Below are 17965 nucleotides of genomic sequence, written 5' to 3'. Positions count from 1 at the left end.
CCAGAGCATGATTGCTCCGGTGGTCGTTTCATCTTTATAAAGTAAAAACCAACGCTTAGAAGTTGCCTTCTAAGTGTTGGTTTTTACGTGTTTTATTATCTAATTTTTCATAAAGAGTGATTTGATTGCGACCGAATTCCTTCGAATAGTAACAAGCGGTATCCGCTCTTTCAATCGTTGTCAGTAAATCTTTCTCATAGTCATCATTCGAGGCAATCCCAGCCGAAAATGTTAAATCGATTCGGACATCCTCATCAACGATAACCCCTTGTTCTTTCAAACGAATACTAAAATCATCTAATAATGTAAAAACTTCTTTTTCTGATAAATCATAAAAGAAAAGACAAAATTCTTCGCCCCCAAAGCGATAAATCTCAAATTGGGTTGCATCGATTTTTAAAGATAGTTGCCCTCTTAAAACATCAATAAATTCTTTTAAGACGATGTTGCCGACTAAATGGCCATGTTTATCGTTAATTGATTTAAATAAATCTAAATCAATCATGCCAACAACGACATTGACACTTTCATTTTTCAATAATTCAATGACTTCATTTAACGCCGTAAAATTATAAGAACCGGTTAATAAATCCTTTTTACTTTGCAAAATGACTTCCCGATGGTGTCGAATCTCTTTTTCTCGCATATTATAATAAACATTAAAAACGGAAACAATGATAAGCGCTCCCAGTAATATCAGTAAACGAACATCTAGGATCCGTTCATTTTGTAAATTTTTGATATCATCCCACCTAAAATAAATCGAAACATAAGTCGTCAGCAAAAAAAGAAGTTTAAAACTCCATTTTTTCTTTACTAGCGGCGTTTCATTATATATTAAGTACAATGTCAATTGTAACAAACCGAGTAAAATAATGTTCCAATTCGAGGTATTTGTTAACATTCCAGAAGTATGGGCACTAAGGAGAATAAAAAACGGGGTAATCACTAAAAGTATTTTCCCGATTTTTTTAAAAAAATAATGTGCAATAAATAATGCTAACGTGTATTCAAAAATAATTTCACCTAATAAAAAAGTCGATAATGCTATTAGAATATATAAATAGACAAAGTATAAGAACGTTATCACACCTAATTGACTCTCGAATTTTGGAAACCATTGTTCTAACGTACGAAATACCGTATCTACCGTTATCACTAAACTAACGACTAATACGGGTAAAATTAAGACAATCACTAGTGCAGCATTCATTTTTTCGCCCTTTCCTTAATTTTGACATGATAATCATCCTCATTATAGCACTTTATCATAAGCGAATATAGTCATTTATGAGAGAGTTTTAAAAAAGAATTCTTGATTATTTGCATTTATTCACGTTTTATGCTAAATAAACAATTTCTTACGATTTATTTCCACTATTTTGTCTTTTAAACCACTCTTTCTTTGTGTTTTAGTGAACAGAATTCCCACTCCCTCTCTCTAAATCAGATATCTATCATCAAAAAAGCATCCACTCCAATCAGCGCATGATTGTCAGTGGATGCTTCGTTAATCGCTTATTTATTATTGGTGAACCGTCACCGTTTTAGTTGTTTCAACGGTTACTCGACCGTCTTTAATGACGAAGAGACGAGTTGGGATATCGATAATCGCATCATTTACGACTTTCGTATCTAAAATCACGAGATTCGCTTTATTTCCTTCCCCAATGCCATATCCGTCTAACTTCAAGGCTTTCGCAGGATTTTCGGTAATCATCGGTAACACCGTTGGTAAATCGTCTGCTCCCCCTAAATGTGCTACAGGGATCGCAATCATTGCCGTTTGGAAAATATCGCCATTTCCATAAGGTGTGAAGGCATTGCGAATATTGTTTGTTGCAATACATACGTTGACGCCTGCATCACGTAATTTACGGATTGGTGTTACCGCTCGACGGACGTTATATTCATCATTACGAGCACCTAAATGCAAGTCAGTCGCTGGAAGTGCCATGACACTAATTTGTGCTTGTGCCATTAATTCTAAAATTGGCGTTAATTTTTCTTCAGGTAAGGCATGAAGTGCTGTTAAGTGACCCACAGAAACACGGCCTTGATAACCTTCATCAATTGTTTTTTGACAGAGATATTCAATACTCATATGATCCGCTTCATCGGCAAAATCTTGGTGTAAATCAATGTCTTTGTCATATTTTTTCGCAATTTCAAAAATCAAATCGATATGGTCATTCGCGGGTGCATCGTTATACGGAATACCACCAACAACGTCTGCTCCCATCTCCATTGCTTGATGCATCATCGCTTCCGTTCCTGGTGCTTTGAAGATTCCTTCTTGCGGGAATGCGACAACTTGGATATCCACGAATTTTTTGTATTCTTCTTTCAGTTTTAAAATCACTTCAAAACCAGTGAATCCTTGTGCTGGATCAAATTCAGAATGCGTACGAATCGCCGTCACGCCGTTTGGAATAATCATATCTAAAACTTTTTTTGCTCGGTCATAAATATCTTCTTTGGTAAAGGTTGGTTTTAATTCAGCCGTCACTTCAATTGCTTCTTTTAACGTTCCTGATTTATTCGGTTTACGACTTGCAATTAACGCTTTATCTAAGTGAATATGACTTTCAACAAGACCTGGAATCACCACACGACCCTCAGCGTCGATTACGCGTGTTGCTTCTCCCTCGATACTTGGCGCGATTTTGCTAATTTTTCCAGCTTCAATCGCAATATCTGTTAACGATTGGTCATCGCTTAAACGTGCATTTTTAATTAAAATATCCATATTCTCTACTTCCTCCTAATATATTATCGTTCTTATTTATTATTACCCCATCACTAGTGAAATGATAAGGAGAACAACCGCTGCCATACTAATCCATTTCACGTTACCTTTTACAACATCTAAAATCGGAATATCAAAACCGGAAGACAGAGCTTGCATCGTAATATTTACGAAACTCATTTGACTTCCAAGTCCAACACCCATTGTCACAAATCCTAGTGCAAGTGGTGAAAAACCAAGTGAAATTGCTACAGGTAAGACCAATGTTAAGACAGAACCAACATAGGCTCCGGCTGGTACACCAATTAAAATCCCGGTTAAGACAGCAACTGGTACGACAATGGCCGCAGGTGCTCCTTTAGCTACACCCGCAATTACCGCAAAGGTTCCTGTTTGGGCAATCACGTTAATGAACGCTAAGAAAATCCCAACTTGGAAGAGACGAGTTAAGATGTATGTCGATCCTTCAATCATGGATTCTACTGTTTTATTCATTGAGAATGATGTACACGCGAAAATCAGAATTAACGTTGCAATCATATAAACAAGTGGTGTGAAAAGTGCAAATCCGATAAGATTATTCACAACTGGGCCCAAAATAACTGCAAATAGTAAGAAAATAGCCGGAATGGTTAATTTAAATAATTGGCCATTATTCATTTCTGCGTACTCATCGTTTTCAACTTCTTTAAAGCCGACGTTACGACGTTTTGTTCCCCAGTAAGCTAAAACTAAAGCTAATCCGACAAATAGTAACCAGTACGGACGCATTGTCACAACATATTCACTGACGTCAAAACCGCCAAGTTGTGAGACGATACTAGACTCAAGTGATGCTGGCGAAGTCGTAAATGAAACGGCTGCCGCTAAAGACATTGCCGCAATTAACTCAGGTACAACTCCGACCGCTGCAAACGCAAGTGGTGCAATAACCATCGCGCTACCGCCACCAATTCCAGACATGTAAGTTGCGGCTGCGAGTAAAATGACGATAAAAACAGAAACAAGTTCAACTTTCCCTTTTGTTCCACGTTTCGCTAACGTAAGTGCAGCAGAATAGCCACCTGATTTGAATACTGCCATCGCAATAGCAGAGTTAATAATCGGAACAGTAATGCCCAACATTGTCGGAATCGCTTCTAATAGTTTTTGATTGGCTTCTGCTAATCCAATACCACCAATCACCATCGCGATTGCACCACCGACAACCCCTGCAATAATCATATCTACCTTCATAAATAAGAGCACTAAGACAATCACTAATGGTACGATTGTTAACACCGCCATAAAGCCTGTTGGTGCGACAATTTCTTGCATTTCTTCAGCAAAGACCGTCACTGGCGCCAACATCAGGCACAGCCCTGCGAATAAGATACTTAATTTTTGTTTGTTCATTTATAACGCCTCCTCTATATTTTTCCTTGCTTAATTTTTTTGATTAAAGACTTCATAATCAATCTCATTTACCGAACGAGCGACAACAATCGCGGAATAAACATCAGAATTCACATTTAAGAATGTTCTTAACATTCCGACAAACCATTCAACACCCGCAAAAATAGCAATACTCTCAATTGGTAGCCCTAATTGCGGCACGATAATCGCGAGAGAAACTAGTCCTGCTCCTGGAACCACTGCATTGGCAAGCGAGACAAAAGTCGCGGTAATCGCTGCGGTAATCATTTTGGAAAGATCAAAGTCCATTTGATACATTTGAGAAATCGTCATCACCGTCAATGCCATATGCATGGCTGAACCATTACTATTTAACGACATTCCCAAAGGTAAGACTAAATTCGTAATCCGGTCGCTTAATCCAAGTTTTTCATGGGCTTCTTCCATCGCAATCGGCAAGGTAATCGCCGAAGATGTCGTTGCTAACGCCATGACCGTCATACTTTTCATGTTTTTAACTAATTGAATCGGATTCACTTTACAATAAATGGTAATCATTAAAATCCATAATCCCATAAATAATAAGGATGCCGTCGCGTAAACGAGCAGATATTTGATTAGCGGTAAAATAATTTGTAACCCTAAATTACTAATCGTTGACGCAATTAATGCAAAGATTCCTAAAGGCGCGACCAACATCACATAGCGAATGACATTGATAATGACCTCATTGAAGTCAATGATTAATTCAAATAATTTAGACTCTGGCTTCGTCTGAATATAACGATTCAGGCCAATTCCAAAAAAGAGCGCGAACACAATAATTTGAATAATCGAACCTTTTGATAGCGAATCGAAAATATTCGTCGGTAAAAAATTTAAAAAGGTTTCAGCAGGCGTAATTTCTTGGGTTTGAATGCCCAAATCCTGAGCCCCTGCTAAATCAATGCCTCTTCCCGGATTAAAAACCACGGCCATCGCAACACCCCAAACGGCAGCTAAGAAGGAAGAAATGCCAAAGACGGCAATCGTTTTACCACCTAGCTTCGTGAGTTCTTGGGGGTTAATCCCCGCGACCGCTTGAATAATTTGCCCTAAAATTAAAACTGGAATCGCCATTTGCATTAAACGTAAGAACGCATCCCCGATAATTTTTAACTCAATCCCGATTTTCGGTAACAACAATCCAAACGCAACCCCTAATACGACGGCAATGACAATTTGTGTAATCATTGATACTTTTTTCATTTTTCACGCTCCCCTCGATTGATCGGCGGGTTCTTTGTAAGCGGATGATACTCTTTAAAATAATCGATATAATAACTAATTGTTTGATGTGCGATTCGAGAATGACAGAAATCTTACGAATACCTTATTGAAGAGCTTACGTTTTTTTATCACAAAACAAGCAGACGTTTCTCTCATTTCTTTTCTCGCTTCATCTTACTTGACAACATGACCATCCTCGCTCAATCCCACTTTTCAATCTTCTCTTTGTTTGATGAATTCTGCTCTAAATTTTCATCGTATCCACCCATAACAATCCTCCTTTTTCTCCCCTATCTTATCAGATTTTTTTATAGATACCAAATCTGAGTATCATAATTATTGGAATTTTTTTACTTTTGTAGCAATTGAATAAAACGCTTCCAAAAGAATGTTCACTCTGTCCAATTATAGGATCGCTTTCATTCTAAATCGAATTATTTTTGCACGTAAAGTACTAATGTTCCCTTCTTTCGTCTGTACTCTAACCATAACAAAAAGCACTCTAGACCTTTGGTGCCGGCTAGAGTGCTTTTTTGTATCACTTCTTATTTGTATCAATGCGTGTTGAACTTGTTAATCACGTTCGCTTTTGACACAGTTATTTTTTTGTTTTATCTGGGAATTTTGCTTCAACGCGATAAATCGGTTGCCCTTTTGAAGAGAATTTACGCTCATATTCGGTCATAATATTGCCCTCGTAAGAACTCGCATGTAAGTCTAACCATACTTTTTGAATAATCAGTCCGTATTGCGAAAAACTCGCTAATGAATATTCAAAGAGCCCTTGATTATCCGTTTTAAAATGCAATTCGCCGGCGGGACGTAAAATTTGTTCATCGACCGCTAAGAAGGTCTTGTACGTTAAACGACGTTTTTCATGCTTGGATTTTGGCCAAGGATCTGAAAAGTTCAAATAAATTTGATCGACTTCACTATCCGCAAAGTAATTTGTTAATTCTGAGCCATCCACATGCAACAATTGTAAATTAGGAACTTCTTCAGCAATCAGTTTATCTAAAGCAAACGATACGACACTCGTTTGCATATCGATACCGATATAATTAATCTCTGGATGTGCTTTTGCCATTCCAAAAATAAATTGCCCTTTTCCCATCCCAATTTCAATATGAATCGGTTGGTCATTTCCAAAACGTTCTGTCCAGCGACCTTTCCATTTTTGGGGTTCATCAACTACATATTGCGGATAACTCGCAATTAGTTCTTCTGCTCCACTACGTTTTCTAACTCTCATATCTTATCCTTCCTAATTTCACCAAAAAGCGATCTTTCTGGGCGCTTTTTTAGTCTGTTATTTTCTAAACATATATTCGTTTTAATTGGACGATTTCTTGATTCATTTTTTGATATTCACCTTTTAAATCATACTTTTTAATTTCTTGAAGCATGCTTAAAATCGCATACCAATACGTTTTTTCTAATACATCGCCTGTCGGATGAATCCCGTAACTAATTAGCCACTGTTCCCAGTTTGAAATCGGCACATAATGACCTAAGATGGAGCCGATATCGACAAAGGGATCACTAAACATCACCGAATCCCAATCGACTAAATATAAGTAGTGATTAGAAACGAGCCAATTACGACAATTCACGTCGCCGTGGACAACGGTTTTTTCCTCGCGCTGAAACGTCGGCATATGTTGAATTAAGTATTGATACACCAAGACCAAAAAAGGATTTTCTTGTAAATGTTGCGGTAAGTTCAGGCGATATTCTTGTAGCATTTTTTGGGGCGTGTACGTCTCCCCACCCATTTTTTCTAGCATATTTTTTAAAGAAGCAGAGTGGTGTAAATGATAAAGGACATCAATCACATCATTGCGTTCACCAATTTCATCCGGCGCTAAAATCCGACCTTCTAACCATTCTTGCGCGGTTAAGACATCGCCATTGCCCATGCGCTTCGTCCAAACAAGTTTCGGGGTAATGCCTTCTCTTGATAAAGCAGCTAACATCGGGGTTGTATTGCGTTTAATAAAGACTTTTTCTTCTGCGTTAAAGCCGTAATATGTTTTTCCGGTATCGCCTTTGATTGGCTGGATTTTCCATCCGCTATCTAATCGCAGTTCCATCTTTACGCCTCCCCTTTTTTATTTTTTAAGACAGTAATATTTATTTTAGCCCCCTAAACGGTCTGAGTCAAGCACATGTATGTTCGCTTTGTGAATCTTACTCTGTTAATTTTTTGATTCGATAAGGTAAATAAATGAAAATAAACAGTCCGACCACGCCAAAATAGGTACCTGTGACAATGAATCCTTGACGAACAGATGCCAGTGAGATCCCACCAATGATTCCAAAAATAAGGGCGCAAAGGCTCAGTAACACGGTTAACAATTGACGTAAGGCTTTTTCTTTTTGTTTTTCTTGAATCGGATATAACTGAACCGTCGTAACATAGCGGAATTGTTGCGCTAACGGTAATAATTGAAATCCAATCAAATAAAGAAATAAACTCCCAATCCCAAGCGCAAACCAAACATCATTCACAAAAAATAATAAGAGGCTACCAATGACTGTTAAACGTAAATAGAGTCCACTGTACTCCGTTCCACGCACAAAATGGCGCGAAAATAAATAGAGATACGTATTTTCTTGTGTCACGGTAATGTTACGCAATACCCAGTCAAGTGATTTTCGGCGTTTAATCGTCCCTTGCATTTCAGGAACATCGGTAAATAAATGAATAAATTGATAGACCCGGCGCAAACGGGTTTGTTCTGCGTGGATGAAGGCTTCCCAATCAAGCGGCGCGTGCATCTTGACCCATAACCATTGATAAAAGAAAACTATTTGGAAAATGGCTAGCAAACTAGCCCAGACATAAGAGCCAAAAATACTCACGCTTAAAATAGCTAGACTCACTACCGTCCAAAGAATCTTACTTTGTTGACGCAAGCCCTTCACATTCTGGAAAAAAGCTAAGCGTTGAATTAGTAAGTGACTTCCTTTTAAATTCCATAAGATAAAAATAAAGAAAATCGTACTCGAAAATGAGATGTTCCCCGTCGCAATCACGACTAGAGGCATCGCCATCGCTGTCGTGAGAATTAAAACCCCAAATGGCAAATAGCAACTATAAATCAGCGCTTGATTTAAATACTTGCGCATTTGCGTTTCTTTTGGTAACAAAAAAATCCCATCGGCTCGCTGAATTAAACTAGCAAATTGACCGAAATACAACGTCAAAAACAAAAAAAGAACAACGATGATTTTCCCAAGCGGATACGGAGAAGGCAATGTTTTGAGTAATCCTGAGTAATAAAAGCCCAATCCGCCGAGTAAAAAAGTCATCGTAAAGGCAAAGTGATCATTAAAAACATATTTTAAATAGCGCTGCATTCGCCGTTGATGGTGGCGAACACGCTGTTGAAATAAATCGGTCATCCCTATGCCTCCTTCGTCAAGGCCAAATAGATATCATCTAGCGAAGCTTCTGGCAAGTCAAATTCCTGTTGCAAAGCCGCAATCGTTCCTTGTGCCCGAATTTGACCTTCATGCAAAATAATGAACCGATCGCAATGTTGTTGCGCCGTCGCTAAGACGTGGGTTGACATTAAAATCGAGACACCTCGTTGTTTCATTTCGCCAAAGAGTTGTAACAAGGCATGAATGGCTAACGGATCCAGTCCTAAAAAAGGTTCGTCGACAATTAGTAAACTTGGCTCCGTAATCAAGGCACATAAAATCATGACCTTTTGTTTCATCCCTTTTGAAAAATTAGCCGGAAACCAATCGATCCGATTTTCTAAACGAAAGACTTTCAATAAATTAGCCGCACGTTCCCTCGCCACTTCAGGCGCAATATCATAGGCCATCGCCGTAATCTCAATGTGTTCTTTTAAGGTTAATTCTTCATAGAGAACCGGCGTTTCAGGAATATAGCCGATTTTTTGGCGATACGCTTGAGGATCTTTCTTTAAACTTAACCCATCTAACGTAATCGTGCCGCTTTGTGGTTGCAATAAACCCATGATTTCTTTGATCGTCGTACTTTTTCCGGCACCGTTCAAGCCAATTAAACCGACTAACTCATGGTCATGAATTTCAAAACTAATATCTTTTAACACAGGGATTGGGCCGTAGCCACCTGTGACGTGTTGTAGCGTTAAGGTCATCGCTGTTTTCCTCCAAAAATTGATTGTTTTCATTATACCATGCTCAGAAAGAAAGAAGTACTACAAACCCGCGGCGTTTTGAGGCGACTTATCGACTTATCATCGCAACATTTTTTGCCATTATTTCGGTAGAAGATAGACTACTCTACCGAAAACAGCCTCTTCACGAAGGGACATGAAGAGGCTGTTACGAACAGGCCGTAGCCTTTAGGTTATCGTTAAAATGGATATTTGCTTGTTTATTCGGCTTCTTCTGAAAATTGACTGTTATACAGATCGGCGTAGAACCCTTCTTTGGCCATCAGTACATCATGGTTCCCCGTTTCGACAATCGAACCGTGGTTCATGACAATAATATTGCTTGCTTCACGAATCGTTGACAAGCGATGCGCCACCACAAAACTAGTGCGTTTTTCCAAAAGACGTTCCATTGCTCGCTGGATCAGATGCTCCGTACGCGTATCAACACTCGACGTCGCTTCGTCTAAAATCAACACATCCGGATTTGCTAAGAATGCCCGCGCAATGGTAATTAACTGGCGTTGACCTTGCGAAATATTCGACGCATCTTCATTTAAAACAGTGTCATACCCATTTGGGAGTTTCCGGACGAATTCATCCACGTGAGCCGCTGTTGCTGCTGCAATTACTTGCTCATGCGTCGCGTGCTCATTGCCGTACAAAATGTTGTCATAAATGGTTCCGGTAAAGAGCCAAGTATCTTGGAGCACCATCGAAAAATGACTGCGCAGTTCTTCACGGCTATAGTCACGAGTATCTTTTCCGTTATAGCGGATACTTCCTCCAGAAATATCATAAAAGCGTTCCAATAAGTTTATCAGCGTTGTTTTTCCTGCGCCTGTTGGTCCGACGATTGCAACCATCTCGCCTGGTTCAACATCTAAACTAAAGTCGTTCATGAGTAGTTGCTTGTCATCGTAACCGAATTGCACATTTTCAAACGACACTTTATAAGGTGTCTGTTCTTTTACAGGCAATCCTGAAGGTTCGTCGTTCATTTCAGCTTCGTCAAGAATTTCAAAAATGCGTTCCGCCGAAGCAACGGTTGATTGAATGGTATTCATCAAACTTGCCAGTTGCGTAATCGGTTGAGAGAATTGATTGGTGTACTGTAAGAAAGCTTGCACGTTCCCTAACGTCATCGTACCATTGGCTACTTTAATCCCACCGAGCACCGCCACAAAGACGTAGCCGAGGTTTTTAATGAAATTCATTAACGGCATGATCATCGCGGAAATAAACTGAGCTTTCCAACCGGCTTGATATAATTTTTCGTTTTCGACTTCAAAAACTGCTTGATCCTCTGCTTCGTGGTTAAACGTTTTGACCACTGTATGCCCGCCGTAAGTTTCTTCCACTTGATTGTTGAGTAATCCTAAGCTCTTTTGTTGAGCGGCGAAGTATTTTTGCGAGCGCGGTGCGACGATCATTACGACAATTAAACTAAGTGGGACAGTGACCAGTGCGATGAGGGTTAACTGCCAACTAATTGTCAGCATCATCCACAATACCCCGATAAACGTCACCGTACTTGTTAAAAATTGGGTAACGTTTTGTTGCAACGTACTCGCAATATTATCCATATCATTAATAGCGCGTGACATAATATCACCATTTGAATGGGTATCAAAGTAGGAAATCGGCAGACGACTCATTTTTTCATCTAAATCTTTACGGAGTTCATAAACGGTTCGTTGCGATACCCGTGTCATAATAAATTGTTGTCCAAAGTTAAAGACGGCTGACAAGAGATACAGCACAATGACAACCAAGATAATCTGAGCTATCTTCTCAAAATCAATGGGGAAACGGGTGATTTGTTCACCGGCTTGGATTTGTTTCATTCCGGCCATTACACCACTAAAAATTTCCGTCGTCGCTTTTCCGAGGATTTTCGGGGTTTGAATTTGAAAAATGACTGCCGTAATGGCTAACACAAAGACAAATCCGACGGCGATTAGACGACTAGACATATAGGCAAAGAGGCGCTTTACCGTGGCACCAAAGTTTTTTGGTTTCTCAACTTTCATTCCGATGCCACGACCCGGGCCACCGCCACCCATTGGTCCTGCTTGCGGTCGTTTTGCTTTTTCGCTCATTATAAGTCCTCCTCTCTCAATTGAGACGCGACAATTTCTCGATAGGTCTCATTCGTCGCTAACAATTCAGCATGTGTACCTTGACCGACGACTTTCCCTTCATCAAGGACTAAGATGACATCAGCGTCAATCACGGTACTGACGCGCTGGGCAACAATCACTAAGATTCCTTGGGTGACATCTTCTTTTAAGGCTTTTCGTAAATTCGCATCGGTTTTAAAATCTAACGCCGAGAAAGAATCATCGAAAATAAAGACATCCGCCGGTTTAACTAACGCACGGGCGATGGCTAAGCGTTGTTTTTGGCCACCCGAAAAATTGCCGCCACCTTGTTCAACCCGACTATCTAAACCGTCCGGCAATGAAGCAACAAATTCTTCAGCTTGCGCCGTTCTTAACGCTTGCCAAATTTCTTCGTCCGTCGCGTGCTGGTTACCATACTGCATATTTTGACGAATCGTTCCCGAAAAGAGCACGGCTTTTTGTGGGACAAAGCCAATCAATTCGCGGACATTTTTTTGAGTGAGCTGGGTAATATTTTTCCCATTCAGCTTAATTTCGCCACTTTCAATATCATATAAACGGGGAATCAAATTCACGAGCGTCGTTTTCCCTGAACCTGTCCCACCGATAATCGCCACCATTTGGCCGGATGTCGCCTCAAATGAGACATCTTCCAGCGTTCGTTTTTCGGCCCCATCATAACGATAATCGACTTGATTAAACGAAAGGGTTGCCGCAGCACCTTGACGGGTTACAACTTGTGGTTCAACTGGGTCTAAGACGTCGACTTCTTCTTCTAAAATCTCGTTAATCCGCTTGGCAGAGGCTTGCGCTCTTGGAACCATCACAAAAATCATCGCTAACATCATGAAACTAAATAAAATTTGCATCGCGTAGGTCATAAACGCAATTAAATTACCGACTTCTAATTGCATATCGGCAATATATTGTGCGCCAAACCACGTAATGGCAATATTCGTTCCACTCATAATTAAGGTCATCATGGGCATCATACTCGAAACAATCGTATTCACTTTAATCGCTGTATTGGTGTAATCCATACTCGCATCATCAAAGCGTTTTTCTTCATAAGCTGTTTTATTGAAAGCGCGAATCACTCGAACTCCCGTTAAATTCTCACGGAAAATTAAGTTCAAACGGTCTGTTTTTTCTTGCATACTTTTAAATAAAGGGACTGAGAAATACATGATAACCCCAATTAGAACCATCATAATTGGCACAACAACTAAGAATATTTTCGTTAGTTGGGCATCTTTTTGGTAAGCTAAAATACTGGCACCAATTAAGGTGATGGGCGCATTGATCATCATGCGCAAAAACATTTGCGTTACTAAGGCCACTTGGTTAATATCATTGGTCGTCCGGTTAATTAAAGAAGCTGTCCCATATTTATCAAACATCTTCGTAGAGGAGTGTTCGACTTTTTGGTAGACCTCCGTTCGAAGTTTCCGACCTAACTGTTGGGATTCTTTCGTCGCAAAATAGGTGTTCCCTACCGCTGCGAGAATGCTAATCAACGAAAAACCCAACATGAAAATCCCTGTGCGCCAAATATAAGGAATATCACCTGTTGCCACTCCGTTATTAATAATATTTGCTGTTAAATTTGGCAAATAGAGTTCTGAAACCACTTGAACGACCATAAATAAGATCGCCATGATTGCAGAAACAACAGAGACTCGTTTCACTAATTTAATCATGTTCATTTTCCTTTCTGGCACCTTTTTTCAGCCATTGTATTTTGAGCGCAAATTGCTCCTTCATTGTGTCGAGCGAAACGTTCGCCGACTCTTCTTGCTGCCGACAGCCTTCCGCAATGGTCGAAAAAAGAAGATGCATCAACAGTTTGAACAACAAAATCAACTCGTCATCATTTTGAACATTCAACGAAGCTTGATTGACGACTCGGACTAATTCTTGCTGGTTTTTTTCGCGCTCATGACTGTGAAATGCTGCGTGATGGCCCTCTTTTTTTTCCAAACAAGGAATGACGCGTTGAAACCCATGTGAATCCATATTTAAAAAAAGATGGCGAAAGAACGACCGATTCTCTCCTTCAAACACTTCAGGCAATAAACGCAGAAAATAATCTTCCACTCCGGCAAATAAATCCCCGTCTTTGTCTTCGATCGTTTGAATTAAATAACGGTGCCCACTTCTTTTTAGCGTTTGGAAGTAATAATAGTACAAGTCCTCTTTATCCCTAAAATATTGGTAAAAACTACCACGAGAGATATCAGCCGTGCGAATCACCTTGGCAATCGAGGCTTCGTTTAAGCCCGCTTGCGAGAATTCCTGAGCCGCGGCTTTTAAAATTCGTTGTTGCTTTTCTTTTGGTAAATTAAAAAACGTTTCTGTTGGCACATCTCATTCCTCCTAACCAAAACATGACACCTTGTCATATGACATGGTGTCATGTTACTACTTCTCTCGATAAATTTCAAGTGTGCAACCTTCAAAAATTTTCTAAAAGCTACCGTATCCTTTTGACTGTCGTCTTCTCAGATGATGACGCGAGAGAACTACTGGATTTTTGTTAAATATTCGGTGAGCGCATTGGGTAACGCTAGTCAAACTTGTTTCACGGCTTTCCTAAAGCTCGCTGACTTGCGATGCTTCAGAGTATCTGTAATCGAAAAAATAGTCTGACGATTATTTGATGATTCTTCGAGAAAATCTATTTGTTTTTCTTACTATTTCTTGTGTTTCCGCGCTTTCTCCTTTTCCTCTTTTCGGTATTTTATGGTAAACTAACGAATGGAAAGTCAAATCAAACGGACTTGTATTGATTGAGAGGAGAGAGAGAATCTTACATGATTACGATGAAAGATATTATTCGTGAAGGACATCCCACTTTGCGAGAGACCGCTCAGCCGGTTGCTTTTCCTTTAAGTGAGGAAGATATCACCTTAGGACAAGAAATGTTAGAATTTTTGGAAAATAGCCAAGATCCGGTGAAAGCCGAAGAATTAGCATTACGTGGGGGCGTTGGGTTAGCAGCACCGCAATTAGCGATTCCCAAACGAATCATCGCGGTTTTAATCCCCAGTAATGATCCCGAAAAACCAGAACCCGTTGTGCGCGAGGTCTTGTATAACCCTAAAATTGTGAGTCACTCAGTGCAAGAAGCTTGTTTAGGCGATGGAGAAGGCTGTTTGTCAGTGGATCGTGACGTTCCTGGCTATGTCATTCGTCCAGCACGCATTACGGTCTCTTATACGAATGCGGCCGGTGAAAGCAAGAAAATGCGCTTTAAAAACTATAGCGCGATTGTTCTCCAACATGAAGTGGATCACCTCAACGGGATTATGTTTTATGATCATATCAATAAAGACAATCCTTTTGCCTTAAGACCAGATGTATTAGTGATTGAATAATCCGCGTTTAAGTACAAATCGACCAAAAAAGCTGAAGCAATCACTGCTTCAGCTTTTTGGTCGATTTTTGCTTAATTCCCTTTTGCTAAACTAGCTTGATGTTCTTCTTTAATTGTTGCAAGTAGCTCTGGTTGTTCAATTAAATCAAGGGCTGTTTTGGCTAATAACTCCGCTGCAATGCCAATGGAATTTAATCCTTTTGGACTACGAGCCGCTGCTTTAAATTCGATTGAATGTCCGGCAATGTAGTCATCTGAAATGGAAACGGTCGGTTGGATTGTTGGGATGACTTGACTGACATTCCCTACATCAGAAGAACCCAGGCTTTGTTTTTTGACTTCAACGATTTCGTCTGCTGGAACGCCTGCTGCTTGGGCATGACTGAAGAATACTTCATCAAAGGCATCGGTTACGATGATATCATCCACCGAGTTTTGGAACAATCCAAATTCATAAGTGGCACCCGTTGCGAGCGCAGCTGCTTTCACGATATTTTCGACTTTTGCATAAACGTCATTTAACGTCGCACGATTGGCAGCGCGTAAGTAAAAGCGCGCAGACGCAAAATCAGGAACAACATTCGCTGCCACACCACCATTTGTGATAATGCCATGAATATTAACGTCTTTTGGTAAATGAAGACGAAGCGCATTAATGCTATTGAAGACTTGGATGACCGCTTCTAAAGCATTCACGCCTTTTTCTGGTGCGCCGGCTGCATGACTCGCTACCCCATAAAACTTAATATCAACGGGATCGTTCGCTAAGCCTGTTGACGTTTTTGCGTAACGATGACCTGGATGGACACATAGCGCGGCATCGACATCATCAAAGAATCCTTCACGAACAAAACTCGCTTTTGAGGACCCATTTTCGCCACCTTCTTCACCCGGCGTTCCGTACACGCGAATTTCGCCACCTGTTTCATCAATGACTTGTTTCAAGGCACTGGCTGCAAGTGCGGAATAGTTTCCAAATAAATTATGACCACAGGCATGACCAATGCCTGGAAGGGCGTCATATTCCGCTAAAAAGGAAAGGGTCGGTCCGGCTTTTTCAGACTTGTAACGAGCATCAAATCCTGTGTGATGACCCGCGACATCTTTTGTTACTTCAAATCCTTCTTTTTTCAGTTGATCAATCAAGACTTGAGAAGAATAGACTTCATAATTACTGACTTCCGGATGTTCGTGAATGTCAATAGCTAACTGTTGATACGTTGGTAAGCTTTCTTTAATAAAAGCTTCAATTACCTCATGTTTTGTTTGTGTTGCTGTTGTCATAACCAATCGCTCCTTTTCTTCACCTATTAACCTATAACCCTAGTTATTATTTTTTACCGAATGTTTCCCAAGCTGGAATACTTGAACCTTTGGACGTTTCTTCGATGACTTTAATCGTTTCATCCGTTTGATAGGCTGCAACAATTTTTTGATAAATATCATTATCCGCGTCTTCTGCTCTAGTAGCGATGATATTCACATACGGACGAGACTTTTCATCAACCGGCTCTAAATAAATCGCATCATTGGCAGGGATGTAACCAGCATCCACAGCCATTCCGCTATTGATAACCGAAACAGTTACGTCTTGTAAAGCACGAGCCGTTTGTGCGGCATCTAATTCAACAATTTCTAAATTCAATGGGTTATCCGTAATATCTGAAACCGTTGGTGCTTGTTGTTTCGCTTCATCAACCGTAAGAAGTCCGGCTGATTGTAATAAAATTAAGGCACGGCCGCCATTGGTCACATCATTTGGAATGGCAACTTTATCGCCTTCTTTTAATTCTGCGATATCACTGATTTTTTCAGAATAAATGCCTAATGGTGCATTGACCGTATTCCCGATTGAAACCAAATCTGTTTCGTGTTCCTCGTTAAAATTATCTAAGAAAAATTGATGTTGGAATGAATTCAAATCAATATCGCCACTCGCTAACGCTGTGTTCGGTTGACTATAATCGGTAAATTGTACGTATTCCAAATCAATGCCTTCGTCTTTCAAACGTGCTTGGACGCTATCCCAGACGTCGGTGTCTGCACCGATAATGCCAAGTTTCACGGTCGTACGTTCTTGTTCACTTGTTTGCCCTGCTGCACTAACACCTGTTTCGTCATTTTTGCCACAACCTGTTGCTAAAACCAATAAAGCAACAGCTGCTAAACCAACTGATAAATATTTTTTCATTTTCATTTCCCCCTCTATTGTTTAATGCGTAATTTTTCTAATCAGCAAGTTGCTCACTGCTTGACTAATAAATACCAAGACTAAAATAATTAACATCGCCACAATCGTGACATCTGTCTGAAAACGATTATACCCACGAGTCACCGCTAAACTACCGAGACCACCGGCACCTACCGCTCCCGCCATGGCAGTTAAACCTATCACATTAATAATCGTTAAGGCCGAAACGCGGATGATTCCGGCTAAGCCTTCTTTTAAATAGACGCGGAAGATAATCCCGAAAGGACTCGTTCCCATCGCTTCCGCCGCTTCGATGACTCCTGGATCAACTTCAAGCAACGCGATTTCAATTTGACGGGCAAAAAATGGAATAACGCCTGCAATCAGTGGAACCAGTGCTGCTGTTGCCCCAATCGATGTCCCCACAATCAATCGTGTAAATCCGACTAATAATGAAAGTAAAATAATAAAAGGGATGGAACGCACGATATTCACAATTTGATCTAAGACCACAAAAATCGCTTTTTGTTCTAAAATCCCTCCCGGTCGAGTGACTACGAGTAAAACCCCGAAAAAGATTCCGAGAAAACCTGAAATTATCGCTGTCCAAAAGGTCATATAGATGGTTTCAATGGTTGCTTTGACAAATTCTTGAGGAATTGCCATCGCATTTGGGAAATACGTTTCAAAAAATGCGTACAT

At 40.1% G+C, this 17965-nt stretch carries 15 protein-coding genes; 1 reads left to right on the top strand and 14 read right to left on the bottom strand.

Features of this window, described 5'->3' with window-relative positions:
• Positions 1-55: 55 nt before the first annotated feature.
• The 11 genes from IGI68_RS06355 to IGI68_RS06305 form a co-directional block, all read right to left on the bottom strand.
• On the bottom strand, positions 56-1213 hold the full coding sequence (locus IGI68_RS06355; protein ID WP_438731463.1) for a GGDEF domain-containing protein: 1158 nt from the start codon (positions 1211-1213) through the stop codon (positions 56-58).
• Between the two features lie 312 nt (positions 1214-1525).
• The gene (locus tag IGI68_RS06350) at positions 1526-2749 is read right to left on the bottom strand and encodes an amidohydrolase family protein (RefSeq protein ID WP_438731460.1); all 1224 of its coding nucleotides are present in this window, start codon (positions 2747-2749) and stop codon (positions 1526-1528) included.
• A 42-nt stretch (positions 2750-2791) separates the two neighbouring features.
• On the bottom strand, positions 2792-4099 hold the full coding sequence (locus IGI68_RS06345) for a citrate transporter (protein WP_438733230.1): 1308 nt from the start codon (positions 4097-4099) through the stop codon (positions 2792-2794).
• A gap of 75 nt (positions 4100-4174) precedes the next feature.
• On the bottom strand, positions 4175-5392 hold the full coding sequence (locus tag IGI68_RS06340; RefSeq protein ID WP_438731457.1) for a dicarboxylate/amino acid:cation symporter: 1218 nt from the start codon (positions 5390-5392) through the stop codon (positions 4175-4177).
• 619 nt (positions 5393-6011) lie between these two features.
• On the bottom strand, positions 6012-6665 hold the full coding sequence (gene trmB / locus IGI68_RS06335; RefSeq protein ID WP_071874911.1) for a tRNA (guanosine(46)-N7)-methyltransferase TrmB: 654 nt from the start codon (positions 6663-6665) through the stop codon (positions 6012-6014).
• Between the two features lie 64 nt (positions 6666-6729).
• Positions 6730-7506, bottom strand: a complete 777-nt coding sequence (locus IGI68_RS06330; RefSeq protein ID WP_438731454.1) for a phosphotransferase family protein — start codon at positions 7504-7506, stop codon at positions 6730-6732.
• Positions 7507-7603: 97 nt separating this feature from the next.
• Positions 7604-8821 carry an ABC transporter permease gene (locus IGI68_RS06325; protein ID WP_438731452.1) on the bottom strand — a complete coding sequence of 406 codons (1218 nt, stop codon included), beginning with the start codon at positions 8819-8821 and terminating at the stop codon, positions 7604-7606.
• 2 nt (positions 8822-8823) lie between these two features.
• On the bottom strand, positions 8824-9552 hold the full coding sequence (locus tag IGI68_RS06320; RefSeq protein ID WP_273230399.1) for an ABC transporter ATP-binding protein: 729 nt from the start codon (positions 9550-9552) through the stop codon (positions 8824-8826).
• Between the two features lie 239 nt (positions 9553-9791).
• Positions 9792-11672 (bottom strand): ABC transporter ATP-binding protein, encoded by a 1881-nt coding sequence (locus IGI68_RS06315; RefSeq protein WP_273230400.1) that lies wholly within the window; start codon positions 11670-11672, stop codon positions 9792-9794.
• Positions 11672-13396, bottom strand: a complete 1725-nt coding sequence (locus IGI68_RS06310) for an ABC transporter ATP-binding protein (RefSeq protein WP_273230402.1) — start codon at positions 13394-13396, stop codon at positions 11672-11674. The genes IGI68_RS06315 and IGI68_RS06310 overlap by 1 nt, the downstream gene beginning before the upstream one ends.
• Complete coding sequence (locus IGI68_RS06305) at positions 13389-14060, bottom strand: TetR/AcrR family transcriptional regulator (RefSeq protein WP_273230404.1); 672 nt, start codon at positions 14058-14060, stop codon at positions 13389-13391. Before IGI68_RS06305 ends, IGI68_RS06310 begins: the two co-directional genes overlap by 8 nt.
• A 449-nt stretch (positions 14061-14509) precedes the next feature.
• Here IGI68_RS06305 and def point away from each other — a divergent pair, with 449 nt between their 5' ends.
• Positions 14510-15073: a peptide deformylase gene (def, locus tag IGI68_RS06300; RefSeq protein WP_273230406.1), complete on the top strand. Its 564-nt coding sequence runs from the start codon at positions 14510-14512 to the stop codon at positions 15071-15073.
• 71 nt (positions 15074-15144) lie between these two features.
• Here def and IGI68_RS06295 read toward each other — a convergent pair whose 3' ends face one another.
• Genes IGI68_RS06295 through IGI68_RS06285 form a run of 3 tightly spaced genes read right to left on the bottom strand, consistent with a single transcriptional unit; the run spans position 15145 to position 17965 of the window.
• A complete protein-coding gene (locus IGI68_RS06295) occupies positions 15145-16356 on the bottom strand; it encodes a M20 family metallopeptidase (protein WP_438731447.1) in 1212 nt (403 codons plus the stop codon).
• Positions 16357-16402: 46 nt separating this feature from the next.
• Positions 16403-17263 carry a MetQ/NlpA family ABC transporter substrate-binding protein gene (locus tag IGI68_RS06290; protein ID WP_071874920.1) on the bottom strand — a complete coding sequence of 287 codons (861 nt, stop codon included), beginning with the start codon at positions 17261-17263 and terminating at the stop codon, positions 16403-16405.
• Between the two features lie 21 nt (positions 17264-17284).
• Complete coding sequence (locus IGI68_RS06285; protein ID WP_273230412.1) at positions 17285-17965, bottom strand: ABC transporter permease; 681 nt, start codon at positions 17963-17965, stop codon at positions 17285-17287.

The sequence above is a fragment of the Enterococcus sp. DIV1314a genome (genome assembly GCF_051713805.1).
Lineage (GTDB): Bacteria > Bacillota > Bacilli > Lactobacillales > Enterococcaceae > Enterococcus_I > Enterococcus_I aquimarinus.
Note: the sequence above shows the minus strand (reverse complement) of the source record. Positions and strands in the feature narration are given on the sequence as shown.